The organism is Rhodococcus sp. Z6_132 (assembly GCF_058133635.1).
In genome coordinates, this window is sequence record NZ_JBYUNP010000001.1 from 501,484 (window position 1) to 520,678 (window position 19,195).

Genomic DNA, 19,195 nt, shown 5'->3' on the forward strand with positions numbered 1-19,195 from the left:
CTCAGGCAGGGAGCACGCAGTGAGCAGGACCTTCCTCACCCGGGAGCGCGTCATGGCCGCCGCCGCCGAGCTGGTCGACCGCGACGGCGTGGACGCGCTGAACCTCACCCGGCTCGCCGCCACGCTCTCGGTGCGGCAGTCGGCGCTGTACAACCACGTCAGCGGGGTCAGCGACGTGCTCCGCGGCCTCAGCCTGCACGCCCGCTCGATCCTCGCCGCCGACCTGCGCAACGCCGCCGTGGGCCTGGCCCGCGACGACGCGGTGCGGGCCCTCGCCGAGGCCTGGCGCCGCTTCGTCCAGGAGCACCCCGGTCTCTACGCCGCCACCGACCGCTACCCCACCGCGCCGGACGCCGAGCTCAGCGCCGCCGCCGGTGAGGTGGTGACGGCGATCAGCCAGGTGCTCGCCGGCTACGGCCTGGACGCGGTCGACTCCGAGCAGGCCGGCTGGTCGCTGCGCAGCGCCCTGCACGGCTTCTGCGTGCTGGAGGCCACCGAGGGCAGTCCGGCCGCCACCGACCTCGACCTGGTCTACCAGCGGTTGGTGGCCATGCTCTGCGCCGGCATCAGCCGCATGGCCTCCGTCGACTGACCGGTTCGGGGGCTTGGCGCGCCTGGTCCCACCAGGTTGGATACCGGGATGACCAGCTCCGCGGCACAGCCCCGCAGGTCCACCGTCGAGATTCCCGGCCTGTGGGTCGGTGTGCTGGAGTGGGGCCCGGCCGACGGGCCGCTCGCCCTGTGCCTGCACGGCTTCCCCGACACCGCGTGGAGCTGGCGGCACCTCGCGCCCGCACTGGCCGCTGACGGCTGGCGGGTGGTGGCGCCGTTCTCCCGCGGCTACGCGCCCACCTCGCTGGCCCCCGACGGCAGCTACCAGACCGGCGCACTGGTCAGCGACGTGGTGGCGCTGCACGCCGCCCTCGGCGGCGACGAGCGCGCGGTGCTGCTGGGCCACGACTGGGGTGCCATCACCGCCTACGGGGTGGGCGCCTTCGCGCCGACGCTGTTCGCGCGGATCGTCACGATGGCGGTGCCGCCCATCCCCGCCATGGCCGCCAGGCGCCGGCACCCCGCGGTGCTGGCCCGGCAGGCACGCTCCTCCTGGTACATCGCCTACAACCACCTGCCCGGGCTCAGCGAGCGGACGCTGCCGTGGCTGGTGCGCCGGCTGTGGCAGGACTGGTCGCCGGGCTACGACGCCGAGCAGGACCTGGCCTACGTCGCCGACGCGCTGGACACCGGCGCCCGTCGCACCGCGGCGCTGCGCTACTACCGCGCCTGGGGCTACCCGTGGCTGCGCTCGCCGACCTACGCCGCCGAGCAGGCCAGGGCACTCGGCGTGCCCCAGGTGCCCACGCTGTACCTGCACGGCGACCGCGACGGCTGCCTGCGCCCTGAGCTGGCCGAGGGTGCAGCCTCGGCGCTGCCCGCGGGCAGCACGGCGGTGACCATCGCCGGCGCAGGACACTTCCTGCAGCTGGAGCAGCCCGAGCAGGCCCTGGCCGCCATCCGCCCTTTCCTGGCTGCTGAGGAGTAGCCCGGCCGGGCCTGCAGGCAGCCCAGTTGACCAGCCGGGACGGCGCGTCATGATTGAGGTGGTGAGCGGAAGGAGTCCCGGCATGGTCGACGCGGATCAGCTGGACCTGGCCACGGCTCGCGAGGCGCTCGCCGTGGCCTCGCGCGCACCCTCGGTGCTCAACACCCAGCCCTGGAGCTGGCGGGTGCAGGGCCGCACCGTCGACCTGTACGCCGACCCCGGGCGGCAGCTGACGGTGGTGGACCCGCACGGCCGGGACATGACGATCAGCTGCGGCGCGGCGCTGGACCACGCCCGGGTGGCGTTCCTGGCGATGGGCTGGCGCAGCGAGATCACCCGCCTGCCTCGTCCCGAGGAGCCGCTGCACCTGGCCACCATGCAGCTGCACCGGGCGACCGAGCCGGACCGTGACGCCATCGCCCTGGTGGCTGCCGCCGAGGCCCGGCACACCGACCGGCGTCCGTTCCGCTCCGTGGTGGTTCCCGAGACCACCCTGGCCGACGTCGCCCAGGTGCCACGCGACCCGCGGGTGCAGGTCACGCTGATCACCGACCCCACCCGCCGGGACGAGCTGGTGGTGGGCCTGGGCCACGCCGACGCGGTGCAGCGCAACGACCCGCGCTACCGGGACGAGCTGGCCAGCTGGACGCACACCTCGGTGGCCTCCGGGGAGGGGATCCCCGCCGGGAACCTGCCCTCCACCGGCACCGTGCCCGGCGCGGTGCCCGGGCGGGCCGGCCAGCCCGGCGACCTCGCGTCGCCGCCGGCGCAGGACGACGGCGCGGTGTTCTGCGTGCTGAGCACGCCCACCGACCAGCAGGTCGACTGGTTGTGCTCGGGCGAGACGCTGTCGGCCGTGCTGCTGCAGGCCACCCTGGACGGGTTCGCCACGTGCACGCTGAGCCAGGTGTCGGAGTCCCCGGTCGTCCGCAACCTCGCCCGCCTGGTGGCCCTGGACGGCGAGGGTGAGCCGCAGGTGATGGTGCGGGTGGGTGAGCCCGTCACCGAGGAGTTCCCCGGTCCGCGCACCCCGCGCAGACCCCTCACCGACACCGTCACCACGCAGGGCTAGCGCACCCAACACCAGCTCGGCAGCACCGACGAGGAGAGGGCGACCCATGAGCCACCACGCGCAGGACCGTCTCCCGTGACCGCCGTCAGCGGGCTGCAGGAGGTCACCATCCCGGCGTTCCCGCCGGAGCGGCTGACCCCGGTGCTCGGCGCCGAGCGGGTCGCGCACTTCACGGAGGTGGCCGACGACCTGCAGCACCAGCTCGGCCGCCCGGCGATCTGGAACGTCAGCTCCACCGCCCAGGGCGGTGGCGTCGCCGAGATGCTCCGCGCGCTGCTGGGCTGGGCCCGCGGAGTCGGGGTCAGCGCACGGTGGCTGGTCATCCCCGGCCCGCCCGAGTTCTTCGCGGTGACCAAGCGGGTGCACAACAACATCTACGGCTTCGCCGGCGACGGCGGGGAGCTGGGCACGACAGAGCACGCCCTGTACGAGGCCACGCTGGCGCCCAGCGCCCAGGAGCTGCGTGCCGTGGTGCGCGCCGGTGACGTGGTGGTGCTGCACGACCCGCAGACCGCTGGGCTCGTCGACGCGGTGCACGAGCTGGGGGCAACCGCGCTCTGGCGCTGCCACATCGGGATCGACCACCCCAACCACTTCTCGGCCACGGGCTGGGCCTTCCTGGAGCCCTACCTGCGCCAGGTCGACCGGGTGGTGGTCACCCTGCCCGCGTTCGCCCCGCCGTGGCTCGCTCCCGACCAGGTGAGCGCCATCCCACCCTCCATCGACCCCTTCAGCCCCAAGAACCACTACCTGTCCCCGGAGCAGGTGCGCGCCATCCTGGTGCACACCGGAGTGGTCCAGGGCGCGCCCGACGCGACGTCACTGCCCACCTTCACCCGCACCGACGGCTCGCCCGACCGGGTGGACCGCTGCGTCGACGCGCTGCAGGCCGGCCCGCCGGCCCCGGTGGACGCGCCGCTGGTGGCGCAGATCTCGCGCTGGGACCACGCCAAGGACATGGGCGGCGTGATGCGCTCCTTCGCCGAGCTCGTCGCCCCGCACACCCCCGCGCACCTGCTGCTGGCCGGGCCGGCCGTCGCCGGGGTGGCCGACGACCCGGAGGCCCGGGCGGTGCTGCTGGCCTGCATGCAGCAGTGGAGCGAGCTGCCCGACTGGATCCGGGCCCGCGTCCACCTGGCCTGCCTGCCGATGGCCGACATCGACGAGAACGCTGCCATCGTCAACGCGATCCAGCGGCACGCCACCGTGATCACCCAGAAGAGCCTGGCCGAGGGCTTCGGCCTTACCGTGGCCGAGGCCATGTGGAAGGGCCGGCCAGTCGTGGCCAGCGCGGTCGGCGGGATCCAGGCGCAGATCGTGGACGGCACCAGCGGCATCCTGCTCGACGACCCCCGCGACCTCGGGGCCTTCGGGGCGGCGCTGCGCCGCGTGCTCGACGACCCGGCCCTGGCCGACCAGCTCGGCCGGGGCGCCGAGCAGCGCGTGCGGGAGAAGTTCCTGGGCGACACCCACCTCGAGCTGTGGGTGACGACCCTGCTCGCGCTGCTCGGCCCCGGCGCGGAGCCGGCTACTTCTTGACCTCGATCTTCACCTTCTTCTCTCGCGGCTCGGTGTCGTGCGGCATGGTGATCTCCAAGATCCCGTCCTGGTAGGTGGCGGAGATCTTGGCGGTGTCCGCGCCCTGCGGCAGCGCGATGCTGCGACGGAACGACCCGTAGCTGAACTCGCTGCGGTCGTTGTCGCTGTGCGACTCCTGGCGCTCCGCGCTGATGGTCAGCACACCATCCTGTGCGGTGACCGAGATGTTGTTCTCCGGGTCGAACCCCGGCAGCTCGGCGCGCACCACGTAGCTGCCGTCCTTGCTGCGCTCCTCGATGCGCACCGGCTTGAACTCCGAGTCCAGCCACGGACTCTCCAGCCAGGCTGCCAGGCTCGGGAGCATCCGCTGGGTGGGTGCGAGTGACGTCATGGTCGTTCCTCTCGTCAGGACGGTGACCTGCTCCGGCCCCGGTGGACGCGGCCCGGCACCTCCACGGTCCCCCGATCGCTGCTGTGCGGCCACCACCGTCGCGCGTCCCCGCCGCCTTGAGGCCGAAAACCTAGGTGTGCCATAGGGTTACACCTGTCCACAGCATGGTGTCGCAACGTCGGAAGGATCTCCCAGTGACTGCAAGGCTCGCTGGCGCCTGCCCGACCACCGAGGGAGCCGGCGCGTGCTGAGCGGGTGGCAGTGGGTCGTCATCCTCAACCTCGTCACCGCCGCGGCCTACCTGGGCATCGCCGGCACCATCCTCAAGGGACTGGTCCAGACCCGCCAGCTGTTCGCCAACCGGCTGGCGCTGGCCACCTCGTTCATCTTCCTCAGCTGTTGCCTGCACCACGGCCACATGGCGCTGGGGATGCTGACGACCGGTCACCACTCGGCGCACCACCTCGAGGCGGTGCGCGAGGTGATGGGCGGCTGGCACGGCGTGGCCATCGACGCCTTCGCCGCGGCGGTCGGCATCGTCTACCTCACCCTGCGCCGGTCCTACGGGGTGCTGCTGCGCAGCCCCGCCATGTTCGAGATGTCCAGCGAGGGCAACTACCGCCAGCTCGCGGCCAACCTGCCCAACACGCAGATCTACATGCTCGACCGCAAGCAGCGGGTGCTGCTCGCCGCCGGGGGTGGGCTCTCCGGGGATGCGGCCGCGACGTCGCTGAGCGCCACCCAGCTGGAGGGCAAGCTCGTCTCCGAGGTCATGTCCGGCCGGCTGCTGGCGGCCTACGTCCCGTACTTCGAGGCGGCGCTGGAGGGCACGCCCGCCGACTTCGACTTCGTCAGCGACACCAACGGGCGCACCTACCAGAACCACGTCCGCCCGCTGCGCGACAAGAGCGAGACGGTGGTGGGCGTGCTCTTCATCGCCGAGGACGTCACCAGCGAGCGAGCCGCCCACCAGCAGCTGCAGGAGTCACACGCCTTCAGCGAGGCGGTGCTGGCGACCTCGCCGGACATCACGCTGATCAGCAACCTCGCCACCGGCGAGCTCGAGTGGGCCTCCCGCGACGCGTTCGCGCTGGTCGGGTGGAGCCCGGAGCAGGTGCAGGCCCGGGAGGGGCTGCTGCTGCGCGACCTGCTGGCCTCGGAGGACCGCCTCCGACTGTCCTCGATCAACGAGGCCATCCGCGACCTGGCCGACGGGGAGACCCTCACCGACCGGTTCGCGCTGCACGGCCCGGACGGGGAGAAGCACTGGATCTCCCGACGCACCACGCCGTTCGGCCGCGACGCGAGCGGCCTGCCGGTGCGCGCCCTGTCGGTCATCCGCGAGGTCACCGACCTGGTGGAGGCGGAGCAGCGGCTGCAGCACGCCGCGCTGCACGACCCGCTCACCGGCCTGCCCAACCGCACGCTGCTGCTGGACCGCATCACCTCTGCGGTCAACCGGGCCGACCGTGCCGGCGACGAGGTGGCCGTGCTCTTCTGCGACCTCGACGGCTTCAAGCGGGTCAACGACACCGAGGGCCACGCGGCCGGCGACGTGCTGCTCATCGAGGTGGCCGAGCGGCTGCGGCGGGTGCTGCGCAAGGGCGACTCCGTGGCCCGGGTGGGTGGCGACGAGTTCGTGGTGGTGCTGGAGCCGCCGGAGGACAGCCAGCCGATGCGCACCCGCGAGGTGGCCACCATGCTGGCCGAGCGCATCCGGGTCGACCTGTCGGAGGCCTTCGTCCACCAGGGCAACGAGCACGCCATCTCGGTGAGCGTGGGGATGACCTTCGCCGGGCGCAACCGCGCCGCCGAGGAGGTGCTGCGCGACGCCGACGCCGCGATGTACCTGGCCAAGCAGCGGGGCAAGAACCGCTTCGAGGTGTTCGACGACCGGCTGCGCGCGGACATCATCGAGCGGGGGCGGGTGGAGCAGGCGCTGCACACCGCCCTCACCACCGCCCCCGGCGACCGGCCCGGGCTGTCGGTGGCGTTCCAGCCGATGGTGCACCTGGGCACCGGTGCGCTGGTCAGCTTCGAGGCCCTGGCCCGGCTCACCGACGCCAACGGTCGCCCGGTCGACACCAACAGCGTCATCGCGGTGGCCGAGGAGACCGGCCTCATCTCCGGCCTCGGCGAGCGGGTGCTGGGCCTGGCCCTGGACGGGCTGGTCCAGTGGCGCCGCGACCACCCCGAGCACGCGGCAGCCACCGTGTCGGTCAACCTCAGCGGCCGCCAGGCCCGCGACGCAGACATGCCCCGGCTGATCTGCGCCGCCCTGGAGGAGCGCAACCTGCAGCCCACCGACCTGACGCTGGAGCTCACCGAGACGGTGCTGCTGGAGGCGGGCTCGTCCACGCTGCGCCAGCTGGCCGAGCTGCGGAAGCTGGGCGTGGGCATCGCCATCGACGACTTCGGCATCGGCTACGCCAGCCTGCGGCACCTGGCGATGCTGCCGGTGAGCGCGGTGAAGGTGGACCGGTCGTTCACCGCGGGGATGGGCACCGACGACACCAGCGCCACCATCGTGCTGGCCATCACCACGCTCGCAGCCAACCTGGGGCTGGACTGCGTGGTGGAGGGCATCGAGACCGCCGAGCAGCTGGCTGCGCTGCCCACCACGGTGCACGGCCAGGGCTACCTGTGGGGCCGTCCCGCCCCGTCCCCGCAGCACCCGGCAACCCTGGACACGGTGCGCGCGACCCGCCCCTAGCGGCGGGTGGGCCGGGCGCTAGCCGTGCTCGGCGTGCTCGGTGGCCGTCCAGGCGGCGACTGCCGCGTCGGTGGTCCGGGCGAGGTCGGCGCTGGTGTCCAGCTCCACTGCCCACGGCCACGGGTCGGCGACAGCCGCCATCGCGGTCGCGGTCTGCGGGGTGGCCTCGGAGAACCCTGGCCGGCGGGTGCGGATGCGTTCAGCGGCCAGCTCCGGCGGCGCCACGCAGCGCAGCTGCACCAGCACGGAGGCGGTCGTCGACGCCAGTGCAGTGGCGGCCTGCCGGTGCTTGTCGTCGGTCCACGAGGCGTCCAGCACCACCGACTCCCCCAGCTCCAGGCACGCCTCGGCCCGGCGCAGCATGGTGTCGTACACCAGCGCAGTGGCCTCCGGGCGGTAGCGTCCCGCGCCGAAGGTGCCCGCCTCCCCCGACAGCTGCCCGCGCTCGGTGAGCTCGGCCCGCACCGCGTCGCTGGAGATGACCACTGCGCCCACCTGGGCGGCCAGGGCCGTGGCCACGGTGGACTTGCCGGTGCCGGGCAGGCCCCCGACCACGCCGAGGCGGACCGTGCCGCGGCGCAGGTGGGCCAGGGCGAGCTCGGTGTGCCTGCGGGCGTCGGCCGCCGCGCCGGCGCGACCCTGGCTGTGCTGGATGCAGTCCACCTTGGTGCGCACGAACGCCCGGTAGGCCAGGTAGTGGTGGTACAGCGACGTCGGCGGCGGCGGTGCGGCGGCAGCGCTGGTGCAGCGCTGCAGGAACAGCCCCGCCAGGTCCGGCCGGCCGAGGAACTCCAGGTCCATCGCCAGGAAGGCCACGTCGTCGAGCACGTCCACGAACCGCAGCCGCTCGTCGAAGTCCAGGCAGTCCAGCACCCGTGGACCGTCCTCCAGGCAGAAGACGTCGTCGGTGATGAGGTCGCCGTGGCCGTCCACCATGCAGGCCTCCCCGATGCGTCGCTCCAGCAGCCGCTGCCGCCCGTCGAGGTAGCCGGTGGCGAGCAGGCCGACGGTCTCCAGCGAACCCGGCGGCAACAGCTCCTCGGCCCACGGCTGGGTCTCCCGCAGGTTCGCCAGCCAGCGCTGCTGCAGCGCCTCGGCGGTGCCCTCGGCGTCCACCTGCGGGCCGCGGCGGCCCTTGCGGTGGAAGTCCGCCAGCAGCTGGGCCAGCTCGGCCAGCTGGTCGCGCACGTCGTGGCCGGCGGTGACCAGCGTGGACAGCCGGCGGTCCTCGGGCATCCGGCGCATCACCACCATCGGCTCCGCGGGGCCGCCGGCCGGATCGCTGAGGTGGGCAACCCCGAGGTAGACGTCCGGGGCCAGCCGCTGGTTCAGCTGCACCTCGCGGGCGCAGGCCTCCTCGCGCAGCTGTGGGGTGCTGAAGTCCAGGAACCCGGTGGTGACCGGCTTCTTCGCCTTGTAGGCACGTTCTCCCACCAGCACGACCACACCGGAGTGCGTCTCCCGGACCTCGGCGAACGGGGCGGCCCAGCTCGACATCGTCTGATTCCTCCGGCACGTCTCGGCCATGGGTGCCCTGCCAGTCTGGCGCACCGGAGGCGCCAGTGGTGGATCCGTGGCCGAGCCGCTGCACGCACTGCCGCACCGGGGCGATACTGGCGGGACGGGTGGGTCCCCGCACCGCCCGCGGGAGGAGCGTCATGCCCACCGACCCGGAGCCACGACCCCCGCTGGGGCTGCCGCCCAGCGTGCACGCCTGCCTGTTCGACCTGGACGGCGTGCTCACCCAGACCGCCGCCGTGCACGAGGCGGCCTGGCGGGAGATGTTCGACGCCTTCCTGCAGCAGCGGGAGGGGGTTGGCTACCGCCCGTTCACCAGCTCCGACTACGACCGCTACGTCGACGGCCGGCCCCGCGCCGACGGGGTCCGCACCTTCCTCCGCTCGCGCGACATCACGCTGCCCGAGGGCAGTCCGGACGACCCACCGACGGCCGACACCGTCAACGGGCTGGGCAACCGGAAGAACCGGGCCGTGCTGCGCCGCATCCACGACGACGGAGTGCAGCCCTACCCCGGGTCGGTGCGCTACGTGCAGGCGGTGCGGGAGGCCGGGCTGCGCACTGCGGTGGTGTCCTCCAGCGCCAACTGCCGCGACGTGCTGGTGGCAGCGGGCCTGCAGGACCTGGTGGACGCGCGCATCGACGGGGTCACCGCGGCCGAGCGCCACCTGGCCGGCAAGCCCGCACCGGACACCTACCTGGCCGGTGCGAAGGCCGTCGGGGTGGAGCCGCTGCAGGCCGCGGTGTTCGAGGACGCCCTGGCCGGGGTGGCCGCGGGACGCGCCGGCGGGTTCGGCCTGGTGGTCGGCGTGGACCGGGTCGGGCAGGCCCAGGCGCTGCGCGAGCACGGGGCCGACGTCGTCGTCACCGACCTGGGGGAGCTGCTGTGTCGCGACTGATCAACCACCCGGAGTTCACCGTCGATCCGTGGTGCCTGCACGCCAAGAACCTGGACCTGGACGTGCTGGCCCAGACCGAGTCGGTGTTCACGCTCGCCAACGGACACGTGGGCTGGCGGGGCAACCTCGAGGAGGGTGAGCCGCACGGGCTGCCCGGCACCTACCTCAACGGCGTCTACGAGCTGCGCCCGCTGCCCTACGCCGAGGCGGGCTACGGGTACCCGGAGTCGGGGCAGACCATCATCAACGTCACCAACGGCAAGATGATCCGGCTGCTGGTGGACGACGAGCCCTTCGACATCCGCTACGGCCGCATGCACAGCCACGAGCGGACGCTGGACTTCCGGGACGGGGTGCTGCACCGCAGCGTGGAGTGGACCTCCCCCACCGGGCGCACCGTACGGATCAAGACGACGCGGCTGGTGTCGTTCACCCAGCGCTCCATCGCAGCCACCTACTACGAGGTGGAGCCGGTGGACGGCCCGGCCCGCGTGGTGGTGCAGTCAGAGCTGGTCACCAACGAGCAGCTGCCTCGGCCGGTGGGCGATCCACGGGTGGCGGTGGCGATGGACAACGTGCTGGTGGCCGAGCGGCACGAGGCGCTCGGCGCCCGAGTGGACACCGTGCACCGCACCCGGCGCAGCGGCATCCGGGTGGGTGCGGCGATGGACCACGAGGTGCTGCATCCCCCCACCTACCAGCTCAGCTCGGAGAGCACCGACAACCTGGGGCGGGTCACCCTGGCGGTGGACCTCAAGAAGGGGCAGTCGCTGAGGTTCGTCAAGTACGTCAGCCACGGCTGGTCGGCCGAGCGGTCGCTGCCCGGGGTGCGCGCCCAGGTGGGGGCGGCGCTCACGGCGGCCCGCCAGACCGGGTGGGAGGACCTGCTCACCGACCAGCAGCGCTACCTGGAGACGTTCTGGGACCGCGCCGACGTGGAGATCGACGGCGATCCCGAGCTCCAGCAGGCCGTGCGCTTCGCGTTGTTCCACGTGCTGCAGGCGGGGGCGCGGGCGGAGGGGCGGGCGATTCCGGCCAAGGGCCTCACCGGCACCGGCTACGACGGGCACGCCTTCTGGGACACCGAGATGTTCGTGCTGCCGGTGCTCACCTACACCCAGCCCGACGCTGCGGCCAACGCCCTGCTGTGGCGCTACAACACGCTGACCCGGGCGACCACCCGGGCGCAGCAGCTGGGCCTGGCCGGGGCAGCGTTCCCGTGGCGGTCCATCAACGGCAGCGAGTGCTCGGGCTACTGGCCGGCGGGCACCGCCGCCTTCCACGTCAACGCCGACGTCGCCGACGCGGTGGTGCGCTACCTCCGCAACACCCGCGACGTCGACTTCAGCCAGTTCGTCGGGCTGCCCCTGCTGGTGGAGACCGCGCGGCTGTGGCGCAGCCTGGGGCACTACGGACCCGGGGGCGAGTTCCGCATCGCCGGGGTGACCGGGCCCGACGAGTACAGCGCGGTGGCCGACGACAACCTCTACACCAACCTGATGGCACAGCAGAACCTGCAGTTCGCGGCCGAGGTGGCCGGTGCGCACCCGGATCGGGCCAAGCAGATGGGGGTCTCCGGCGAGGAGATGGCCGACTGGACGGCCGCGGCGCTGGCGATGTACGTGCCCTTCGACGAGAAGCTGCGCATCCATCTGCAGGCGGAGTCCTTCAGCCAGCACCAGGTGTGGGACTTCGCCAGCACCCGCCCCATCGACTACCCGCTGATGCTGCACTTTCCGTACTTCGACCTGTACCGGAAGCAGGTGATCAAGCAGGCCGACCTGGTGCTGGCGATGCAGCTGCGCGGCGAGATGTTCACCGACGACGAGAAGAGCCGCAACTTCAACTACTACGAGCGGCTGACGGTGCGTGACTCCTCGCTCTCGGCGTGCACGCAGGGAGTGATGGCGGCCGAGCTGGGTCACCTCGACCTCGCCTACGACTACCTCGGCGAGGCCTCGCTGATGGACCTCAAGGACCTCGAGCACAACACCCGCGACGGGTTGCACATCGCCTCGCTGGCCGGGTCGTGGATCACCCTGGTGTACGGCTTCGGGGGGATGCGGGAGGCCACCGCCGTGCAGCACTTCAGCCCTCGCCTGCCCAGCGGGATGCACCGGCTGAAGTTCCACATCGTGCTGCGCCACCGGCGGATGTCGGTGGAGGTGACGCCCGACAGCGCCACCTACCTGGTGGTCGAGGGTGAGCCGCTGGAGATCACCCACTTCGGCACGTCGCTCACCCTCACGGCCGGCCAGCCCGTGACGCGGACGGTGGCTCCGCCTCCGGAGCGGGAGCCACCGCAGCAGCCGGTGGGTCGGGAGCCGATGCGGCGGCACGAGCCGCGGCCCAGGACGAGCTAGCTCGCGGTGGCTGGCCCCGCCCTACTGCGGACCTTCGGCGCGCAGCTTGTCCACGGTGCTCATGGCCTCGCGGAGCTGCTCGAGCCAGTCGTCGGTGTGCTCGGCGACCAGCCGTACCGCCCAGACCACGGCGTCGGAGCGCGACCGGGCGATGCCGGCGTCGACCAGGGTGTCCAGGACCTGTCGCTCGGGCTGGCGCAGCCGAGTCATCACGGGCACCGAGAGGTGGGTGAACAGTCGCTCGACGTCGCCGATGCGCACGCCCCAGGACAGCGTGCGGCCGTAGCGTGCCTCCGCCTCCGCGGCGATCGCCATCCGCTCCCCCCGGGTGTCCTCCCGGAAGCGGCTCATCCGTCCCTCGGCCGCGGCCTGCGCTGCCTTGGGGTCGGCAGCGCCCGGAGCGGCTGCCTGGTGCTCGGCCAGGTCGGGCGCGTCGAGCTCGCCCACCACGAGGATCTCCTCGCGGTCGACCGTGACGGTGGGGGCACCGGTGAACCACTCGGCGGGCAGCCTGCCGTTGAGCCATGCCCCGGCGTCGCTGGCGTCCGGCAGGTCGGCCTGCTGCCAGCCGCCACGCCGGCCGAAGCCCCGTCCGCCTCCGCCGGGGCGTCCGTGGGGGCCACCACGGTGACCACCCCGTGGCCCTCCACCCCGACGGCGCCCGGGGCCCGGACCGCCCTCGTTGTCGAAGGGCTCCTCCGGCGGCTCTCCCTTCCGGAAGCGGCGTGGCCCGTCGAGGCCGGACCGGTTGACTCTGTGCTGGTGGTGGCGCATGAGCTTCTCCATTCGTCGTTGTTACATGATTACACCGTAACAACGAAGGTGGAGATGTGCACGGATCTGCCCGCCCGCGCTACCCGCATGCCGCGGGCGGGTCCGGGTCGCTGAGGTCGGGTGGGTGGTGGATCGGGTTGGTCCGTGGTCGTTGGTCGGGGTCGAGGTGTCGGGGTGGGATCCACTCGACGCGGCCGCTGCCGCCCATGCGGACGGTGAAGCCTTCGTGGGTGATGAGCCGGTGGTCGAACGGGCACACCAGGGCCAGATTCGCTAGGTCTGTGGGGCCGCCGTGTTGCCACTCCGTCAGGTGGTGGACCTGGGTCCACTGGGCGGGTATCTCGCAGCCGGGTCGGGTGCAGCCGCGGTCTCGGGCGTACAGGGCTAGTCGCTGTGCCGGGGACGCCAACCGCTGACCCTGACCGAGGTGAAGCACTTGCCCGTGGGAGTCGAGCACACAGGGCAGCCACTTCGCCTCCGCGGCCATGCGCAGCACGTCACGCACCGGCACGGTCCCGCCGGAGGCGGTGCGGGCCGTGCCTGTCCGGCGTTCCAGCTCCGCCAGTCCCATGGTGACCACGACCGTGGCCGGCAACCCGCGGTTGCTCGGGAGCTCCCCGCCCGCCAATGCGTTGCGACACAACGTGGCCAACGCGTCGTGGTTGCGCTGGGCGGCACTGCGCGGATCCGGCACCCCGTCCTCGGTGACCGGCCGCGCGGCGGCGGAGAAGGCGGCGTCCACCAGCGCCCGGGTCATCGGATCCAGCTCGCCGCTGATGCGGCTCATCCCGTCCGGGCGCTGCCGGCCGATGGTGAACCCGCGTCGCCGCGCCCGGTCCAGGTCAGAGGTCTCGCGGCCGTCCGGGTCGAGGTAGGCCACCAGCCGCTCCGCGGCCTTGGCCAATTCCGACGGTCGCAGGGCGCAGGCTTGCGCGGCCAGAGTCTGCTCGGCCATGGTGGTCGTTTCGGCGTCCAGCGAGGCGGGCAGGTCGTGCAGCGTCTTGGCGATCACGCGGACGTGTGCGCGGGACACCGAGCCGGCCGCCTGCGCTGTCGCGGTGGCGGGGTGCGCAGGCTGCAGTGGTTCGCCGGTGAAGGAGGCACGCGGTCCCAGCAGCTCGGCTTCCCGGACTCTGGCCCTCGCCTCGGGCTGGTCCACGTGCAGCAGGTGCACCAGCAGTGCCGCGGTGCCGCGGTGCAGGTGCTGTCCGGCGGTGCCTTCTCGTTCCAGCGTGGTGATCAACGAGTGATCCACCACGGGCATGGTGTTGCGGAGCTGCTCGAAGCGCTGGTACACCGCCAGCACGGCGGTGCCAGAAAGGACCGCCGCCTCGTCCCGCACTCGCGCCAGCGCGTCCTCGAGACAGTCCAACGCAGCCGCCATCCCCTCGGGGGCCACCGCGACATCGTTCGAACTCATGTTCGAAGCATAAGACCCCGCCCCGACAATTTCCGCCCCTGACCAGCACCGGAGCCAGGTAGGAGCCCCACAGGATGGCCCATCACCACCCCGGGCGCCGCCACCAACCCGGGTGGCCCGCCACGTGGAAGCCCAGACCCAGCACCCGATGTAACGTCGATCGTCGCCACGCGGTCAGCCCCGGCAACCAGCACGAGCGCCTTGCCACACCACCTTCCGCCTGGTGCGCCAGCCCCCCGGCACCCTCACCCCCAGAGCGCAGAACGGGCCGCCCCCACCAGGGGACGACCCGTTCCGGACAAGCAGCGAGCGACTACCCGCAGATGGCGCCGTCGGCGGCCGAGCCGACCAGCTTGGAGTACTTGGCGAGCACGCCCCGGGTGTAGCCGTGCTGGCGCGGCGCCCAGCCTTCCTTGCGCGACTCCAGCTCGGCCTCGTCCACCAGCACGTCCAGGGTGCGCTTGTCCATGTCCAGCCGGATGGGGTCGCCGTCGCGGACGAACGCGATCGGGCCGGCGTCCACCGCCTCCGGCGCCACGTGGCCCACGCACAGGCCGGTGGTGCCACCAGAGAAGCGGCCATCGGTGAGCAGCAGGACGTCCTTGCCCAGGCCCGCGCCCTTGATGGCGCCGGTGATCGCCAGCATCTCCCGCATGCCGGGCCCGCCCTTGGGGCCCTCGTACCGGATGACCACCACGTCGCCCGCGCTGATGGTGCCGTCCTCCAGCGCCGCCATCGCCGCCTTCTCGCCGTCGAAGACCCGAGCCGTGCCCTCGAACACCGCGGTGTCGAAGCCGGCGCTCTTGACCACGGCACCCTCCGGCGCCAGCGAGCCGTGCAGGATCGCCAGCCCACCAGTGGGGTGGATGGGGTTGCTCATGGCTCGGATGATCGTGCCGTCCACGTCCGGCGGCGCGATGTCAGCCAGGTTCTCCGCCATGGTCTTGCCGGTGACGGTGAGGCAGTCACCGTTGAGCAGGCCGGCGTCGAGCAGGGCCCGCATCACCACCGGGATGCCACCGGCCTTGTCCACGTCGTTCATCACGAAGCGGCCGAAGGGCTTGAGGTCACCCAGGTGCGGGACCTTGTCGCCGATGCGGTTGAAGTCGGACAGCGTGAGGTCGACGTCGGCCTCGCGGGCGATGGCCAGCAGGTGCAGCACCGCGTTGGTAGATCCGCCCAGCGCCATCACCACGGCGATGGCGTTCTCGAACGCCGGCTTGGTCATGATCTGGCGGGCGGTGATGCCCTTGCGCAGCATCTCCACCACGGCCTCGCCGGACTGGCGGGCGTAGCCGTCCCGGCGACGGTCCACCGCCGGCGGCGCCGCGGAGCCGGGCAGGGACATGCCCAGCGCCTCGCCCACCGACGCCATGGTGTTGGCCGTGTACATCCCGCCGCAGGCGCCCTCGCCCGGGCAGATGTTGCGCTCGATCTCGGTGACCTCCTCGCGGGTGATCAGGCCCCGCATGCAGGCTCCGACCGCCTCGAAGGCGTCGATGATGGTGACCTCTCGGTCACCGACCTTGCCGGGCAGCGTGGATCCGGCGTAGAGGAAGACGCTGGCCAGGTCCAGGCGCGCGGCGGCCATCAGCATGCCCGGCAGGGACTTGTCGCAGCCGGCGAGCAGCACGGAGCCGTCCATCCGCTCGGCGCTCATCACCGTCTCCACCGAGTCGGCGATGACCTCGCGGGAGACCAGCGAGAAGTGCATGCCCTCGTGGCCCATGGAGATGCCGTCGGAGACGGAGATGGTGCCGAACTCCATCGGGAAGCCACCGGCCGCGGTCACCCCCTCCTTGACCGCCTTGGCCAGGCGGTCCAGGGAGAGGTTGCAGGGGGTGATCTCGTTCCAGCTCGACCCCACCCCGATCTGCGGCTTGGCGAAGTCGTCGTCGCCCATGCCCACTGCGCGGAGCATCCCGCGGGAGGCGGTGCTCTCCAGGCCGTCGGTGACGTCGCGGGACCGCGGCTTGATGTCGGGAGTGGTGGTGGTGTCAGAAGAGGTGCTCGCAGCCATGCCCGCAGCCTACGACCTGGCCCACCGGTGCAGCAGCGGCCCACTACGGCTCGCCCAGCGGTGGCACGATCAGCGGGGAAGCGTCCCACTGCGTTCCACCGCCCCGAGGGAGTAGCCGTGAGCCTGAGCCTGACCGAGATCTCCGACCGCCTGGAGATCCAGGACCTGCTGGTGGACTACTGCCACGCGGTGGACACCCGCAGCTGGGACGCCCTGGACGACGTCTTCACCACCGACGCCGTCATCGACTACACCGAGATGGGTGGCACCCGGGGCACCGTGGCCGAGACCAAGAAGTTCCTGGCCGAGGTGATGCCGCTGTTCAGTGGTTTCCAACACATGATCTCCACCAGCAAGGTGGTGGTGGACGGCGACACCGCGACGGGGAAGACCATCTGCCACAACCCGATGCTGCGCACGGCCGACGACGGCTCCACCCAGGTGTTCCTCTGTGGACTCTGGTACCGCGACGCCTTCGTGCGGACCCCCGCCGGGTGGCGCATCCAGGCTCGCCACGAGGAGCGCAGCTACCTGCCCACCCTCCTCGGAACCTGAACGCGCGGTAGCGCCGGCTGCCGCCCACAGGCGAGGATGAGGAGCGACGGGCCACGCCGGCAAGGGAGCAGACGCCATGACAGACGCCACCTCGTCGGACCGAGCAGTGTCCGACATCTCCGTGTCCGACCTCTCTGCCACCCCGCAGTGGCAGGCGCTCACCGCGCACCACCGCGAGGTGGCCGAGCTGCACCTGCGGCAGATCTTCGCCGACGACCCCGACCGCGGACGCGACCTCACCGTCACCGCCGGCGAGCTGTACCTGGACTACTCCAAGCACCGGGCCACCCGCGAGACGCTGCGCCTGCTGCTCGACCTGGCCCGCGCCGCCGAGGTGGAGCGCCGCCGTGACCTGATGTTCTCCGGCGCGCACATCAACACCAGCGAGGACCGTGCCGTGCTGCACCCTGCGCTGCGCCTGCCCAAGGAGGCCGAGCTCAGCGTGGACGGCCAGGACATCGTGTCCGACGTGCACGAGGTGCTGGAGCGGATGGGCGAGTTCAGCGACCGGGTGCGCTCCGGCGAGTGGGTGGGTGCGACCGGCGAGCGCATCACCACGGTGGTGAACATCGGCATCGGCGGCTCCGACCTGGGCCCGGTGATGATGTACCAGGCGCTGCGGGCCTACGCCGACGCCGGCATCAGCTGCCGCTTCGTGTCCAACGTGGACCCCGCCGACCTGATCGCCAAGACCGCCGACCTCGACCCGGCCCGCACGCTGTTCGTGGTGGCGTCCAAGACCTTCTCCACCCTGGAGACGCTGACCAACGCCACCGCTGCCCGCCGCTGGCTGCTGGCGGGCCTGCCCGCGGCCGGGCAGTCCCCGGAGTCCGACGCCGTCGCCCGACACTTCGTCGCGGTGTCCACCAACACCGAGAAGGTGCGCGACTTCGGCATCGACCCGGCCAACATGTTCGGCTTCTGGGACTGGGTGGGCGGACGGTACTCCGTGGACTCCGCCATCGGGCTGTCGGTGATGTGCGCGATCGGCAAGGAGGCCTTCGGGCAGGTGCTGGCCGGCTTCCGTGCCGTGGACGAGCACTTCCAGACCGCTCCCCTGGAGCGCAACGCGCCGGTGCTGATGGCGCTGCTCGGCGTCTGGTACTCCAGCTTCTTCGGCGCCGAGACCCGCGCGGTGCTGCCCTACAGCAACGACCTGGCCCGCTTCCCCGCCTACCTGCAGCAGCTCACCATGGAGAGCAACGGCAAGTCGGTGCGCGCCGACGGCACCCCGGTCACCACCAGCACGGGGGAGATCTTCTGGGGCGAGCCCGGCACCAACGGCCAGCACGCGTTCTACCAGCTGCTGCACCAGGGCACCCGGCTGGTGCCCGCCGACTTCATCGGCTTCGCCGAGCCGGTGGAGGACCTGGCCACCATGGACGGCAGCGGCAGCATGCACGACGTGCTGATGTCCAACCTGTTCGCGCAGACCAAGGTGCTCGCCTTCGGCAAGACCGCAGCGGAGATCGCTGCGGAGGGCACCCCGGCCGAGGTGGTGCCGCACAAGGTGATGCCCGGCAACCGGCCCACCACCTCCATCCTGGCCCCGCTGCTCACCCCGTCGGTGGTGGGTCAGCTGATCGCCCTCTACGAGCACGCCACGTTCGTGGAGGGCGTCATCTGGGGCGTCGACAGCTTCGACCAGTGGGGGGTGGAGCTGGGCAAGACCCAGGCCCAGCAGCTGACGCCGGTGCTCACCGACGACGCCGCGCCCCCGGCCCAGGACGACTCCTCCACCGACGCCCTGGTGCGCTACTACCGCCGCCAGCGCGGGCGGGCCGTCTGATGGCCCGCACGCTCTGCCTCGCCCAGGACCCCGAGGCCGACGAGCTGCTGGCGGAGAACTCGGCCGCGCTGCTCACCGGCATGCTGCTGGACCAGCAGGTGCCGATGGAGTCAGCCTTCGGCGGCCCGCAGAAGATCGCCGAGCGCATGGGCGGGTTCGACCTGGCCCGCATCGCCGCTGCAGATCCGGACGAGTTCGCCGCGCTGTGCGCGCAGCCGCCCGCGGTGCACCGCTTCCCCGGCTCCATGGCCAAGCGCATCCAGGCGATGTGCCAGTACGTGGTGGAGCACTACGACGGACGCCCCGAGGGCATCTGGACCGATGGCGACCCCGACGGCCGCGAGGTGCTGCGCCGGCTGAAGGCGCTGCCCGGGTACGGCGACCAGAAGGCGCGGATCTTCCTGGCCCTGCTGGGCAAGCAGATCGGGGTGCAGCCGCAGGGCTGGCGCGAGGCCGCCGGCGACTACGGCGAGCCCGACGGGCGCCGCTCGGTGGCCGACGTGGTGGACGGGACGTCGCTGCACGAGGTGCGGGAGTTCAAGCGCGCCGCCAAGGCCGCCGCGAAGGCCAAGAAGGCAGCGGACTAGAACGCAGCGGGCTAG

General features: G+C 72.2%; 15 protein-coding genes. 10 read left to right on the forward strand and 5 right to left on the reverse strand.

Annotated features, from left to right (window positions below; genetic code table 11):
• The first annotated feature begins 19 nt into the window (after positions 1-19).
• The 4 genes from AC3YO9_RS02315 to AC3YO9_RS02330 all read left to right on the forward strand — a co-directional run bounded on the left by AC3YO9_RS02315 (position 20) and on the right by AC3YO9_RS02330 (position 4,151).
• The gene (locus AC3YO9_RS02315) at positions 20-592 is read left to right on the forward strand and encodes a TetR/AcrR family transcriptional regulator (RefSeq protein ID WP_241249136.1); all 573 of its coding nucleotides are present in this window, start codon (positions 20-22) and stop codon (positions 590-592) included.
• 48 nt (positions 593-640) lie between these two features.
• The gene (locus AC3YO9_RS02320; RefSeq protein WP_489981997.1) at positions 641-1,540 is read left to right on the forward strand and encodes an alpha/beta fold hydrolase; all 900 of its coding nucleotides are present in this window, start codon (positions 641-643) and stop codon (positions 1,538-1,540) included.
• An 82-nt stretch (positions 1,541-1,622) separates the two neighbouring features.
• Positions 1,623-2,612, forward strand: coding sequence for an Acg family FMN-binding oxidoreductase (locus AC3YO9_RS02325; RefSeq protein WP_489981998.1), 990 nt, complete (start codon positions 1,623-1,625; stop codon positions 2,610-2,612).
• Between the two features lie 75 nt (positions 2,613-2,687).
• Positions 2,688-4,151: a glycosyltransferase gene (locus AC3YO9_RS02330; RefSeq protein ID WP_489981999.1), complete on the forward strand. Its 1,464-nt coding sequence runs from the start codon at positions 2,688-2,690 to the stop codon at positions 4,149-4,151.
• Here AC3YO9_RS02330 and AC3YO9_RS02335 read toward each other — a convergent pair.
• The gene (locus AC3YO9_RS02335; RefSeq protein WP_127784145.1) at positions 4,141-4,542 is read right to left on the reverse strand and encodes an Hsp20/alpha crystallin family protein; all 402 of its coding nucleotides are present in this window, start codon (positions 4,540-4,542) and stop codon (positions 4,141-4,143) included. The genes AC3YO9_RS02330 and AC3YO9_RS02335 overlap by 11 nt on opposite strands.
• Before the next feature lie 244 nt (positions 4,543-4,786).
• Here AC3YO9_RS02335 and AC3YO9_RS02340 point away from each other — a divergent pair, with 244 nt between their 5' ends.
• Positions 4,787-7,255 (forward strand): putative bifunctional diguanylate cyclase/phosphodiesterase, encoded by a 2,469-nt coding sequence (locus tag AC3YO9_RS02340; protein ID WP_127784146.1) that lies wholly within the window; start codon positions 4,787-4,789, stop codon positions 7,253-7,255.
• Between the two features lie 18 nt (positions 7,256-7,273).
• Here AC3YO9_RS02340 and AC3YO9_RS02345 read toward each other — a convergent pair whose 3' ends face one another.
• Positions 7,274-8,752, reverse strand: coding sequence for a bifunctional aminoglycoside phosphotransferase/ATP-binding protein (locus AC3YO9_RS02345; RefSeq protein ID WP_489982000.1), 1,479 nt, complete (start codon positions 8,750-8,752; stop codon positions 7,274-7,276).
• 161 nt (positions 8,753-8,913) lie between these two features.
• Between AC3YO9_RS02345 and AC3YO9_RS02350 the strand changes: the two genes are divergently transcribed.
• Together AC3YO9_RS02350 and AC3YO9_RS02355 are read left to right on the forward strand one after the other, a co-directional pair.
• Complete coding sequence (locus AC3YO9_RS02350) at positions 8,914-9,672, forward strand: HAD family hydrolase (protein ID WP_489982001.1); 759 nt, start codon at positions 8,914-8,916, stop codon at positions 9,670-9,672.
• On the forward strand, positions 9,669-12,035 hold the full coding sequence (locus AC3YO9_RS02355; protein WP_489982555.1) for a glycoside hydrolase family 65 protein: 2,367 nt from the start codon (positions 9,669-9,671) through the stop codon (positions 12,033-12,035). Before AC3YO9_RS02350 ends, AC3YO9_RS02355 begins: the two co-directional genes overlap by 4 nt.
• Before the next feature lie 21 nt (positions 12,036-12,056).
• On the opposite strand, the gene AC3YO9_RS02360 is transcribed toward AC3YO9_RS02355, so the two are convergent.
• The 3 genes from AC3YO9_RS02360 to ilvD form a co-directional block, all read right to left on the reverse strand.
• Positions 12,057-12,587, reverse strand: coding sequence for a hypothetical protein (locus AC3YO9_RS02360; RefSeq protein ID WP_489982556.1), 531 nt, complete (start codon positions 12,585-12,587; stop codon positions 12,057-12,059).
• 301 nt (positions 12,588-12,888) lie between these two features.
• A complete protein-coding gene (locus AC3YO9_RS02365) occupies positions 12,889-14,229 on the reverse strand; it encodes an HNH endonuclease signature motif containing protein (protein WP_489982002.1) in 1,341 nt (446 codons plus the stop codon).
• Positions 14,230-14,542: 313 nt separating this feature from the next.
• Positions 14,543-16,249, reverse strand: coding sequence for a dihydroxy-acid dehydratase (ilvD, locus tag AC3YO9_RS02370; RefSeq protein ID WP_127784149.1), 1,707 nt, complete (start codon positions 16,247-16,249; stop codon positions 14,543-14,545).
• 123 nt (positions 16,250-16,372) lie between these two features.
• Between ilvD and AC3YO9_RS02375 the strand changes: the two genes are divergently transcribed.
• The 3 genes from AC3YO9_RS02375 to AC3YO9_RS02385 all read left to right on the forward strand — a co-directional run bounded on the left by AC3YO9_RS02375 (position 16,373) and on the right by AC3YO9_RS02385 (position 19,180).
• On the forward strand, positions 16,373-16,804 hold the full coding sequence (locus AC3YO9_RS02375) for a nuclear transport factor 2 family protein (protein WP_489982557.1): 432 nt from the start codon (positions 16,373-16,375) through the stop codon (positions 16,802-16,804).
• Between the two features lie 76 nt (positions 16,805-16,880).
• Positions 16,881-18,593 carry a glucose-6-phosphate isomerase gene (pgi, locus tag AC3YO9_RS02380; protein WP_489982003.1) on the forward strand — a complete coding sequence of 571 codons (1,713 nt, stop codon included), beginning with the start codon at positions 16,881-16,883 and terminating at the stop codon, positions 18,591-18,593.
• A complete protein-coding gene (locus tag AC3YO9_RS02385) occupies positions 18,593-19,180 on the forward strand; it encodes an HhH-GPD-type base excision DNA repair protein (RefSeq protein ID WP_489982004.1) in 588 nt (195 codons plus the stop codon). The genes pgi and AC3YO9_RS02385 overlap by 1 nt, the downstream gene beginning before the upstream one ends.
• Positions 19,181-19,195: the final 15 nt, after the last annotated feature.

Bases quoted from the DNA above. Each gene is read 5' to 3' on its own strand.
- AC3YO9_RS02320 (WP_489981997.1), top strand. From the start codon at position 641: ATGACCAGCTCCGCGGCACAGCCCCGCAGGTCCACCGTCGAGATTCCC.
- AC3YO9_RS02325 (WP_489981998.1), top strand. From the start codon at position 1,623: ATGGTCGACGCGGATCAGCTGGACCTGGCCACGGCTCGCGAGGCGCTC.
- AC3YO9_RS02335 (WP_127784145.1), bottom strand. From the start codon at position 4,542: ATGACGTCACTCGCACCCACCCAGCGGATGCTCCCGAGCCTGGCAGCC.
- AC3YO9_RS02345 (WP_489982000.1), bottom strand. From the start codon at position 8,752: ATGTCGAGCTGGGCCGCCCCGTTCGCCGAGGTCCGGGAGACGCACTCC.
- AC3YO9_RS02350 (WP_489982001.1), top strand. From the start codon at position 8,914: ATGCCCACCGACCCGGAGCCACGACCCCCGCTGGGGCTGCCGCCCAGC.
- AC3YO9_RS02365 (WP_489982002.1), bottom strand. From the start codon at position 14,229: ATGAGTTCGAACGATGTCGCGGTGGCCCCCGAGGGGATGGCGGCTGCG.
- ilvD (WP_127784149.1), bottom strand. From the start codon at position 16,249: ATGGCTGCGAGCACCTCTTCTGACACCACCACCACTCCCGACATCAAG.
- pgi (WP_489982003.1), top strand. From the start codon at position 16,881: ATGACAGACGCCACCTCGTCGGACCGAGCAGTGTCCGACATCTCCGTG.
- AC3YO9_RS02385 (WP_489982004.1), top strand. From the start codon at position 18,593: ATGGCCCGCACGCTCTGCCTCGCCCAGGACCCCGAGGCCGACGAGCTG.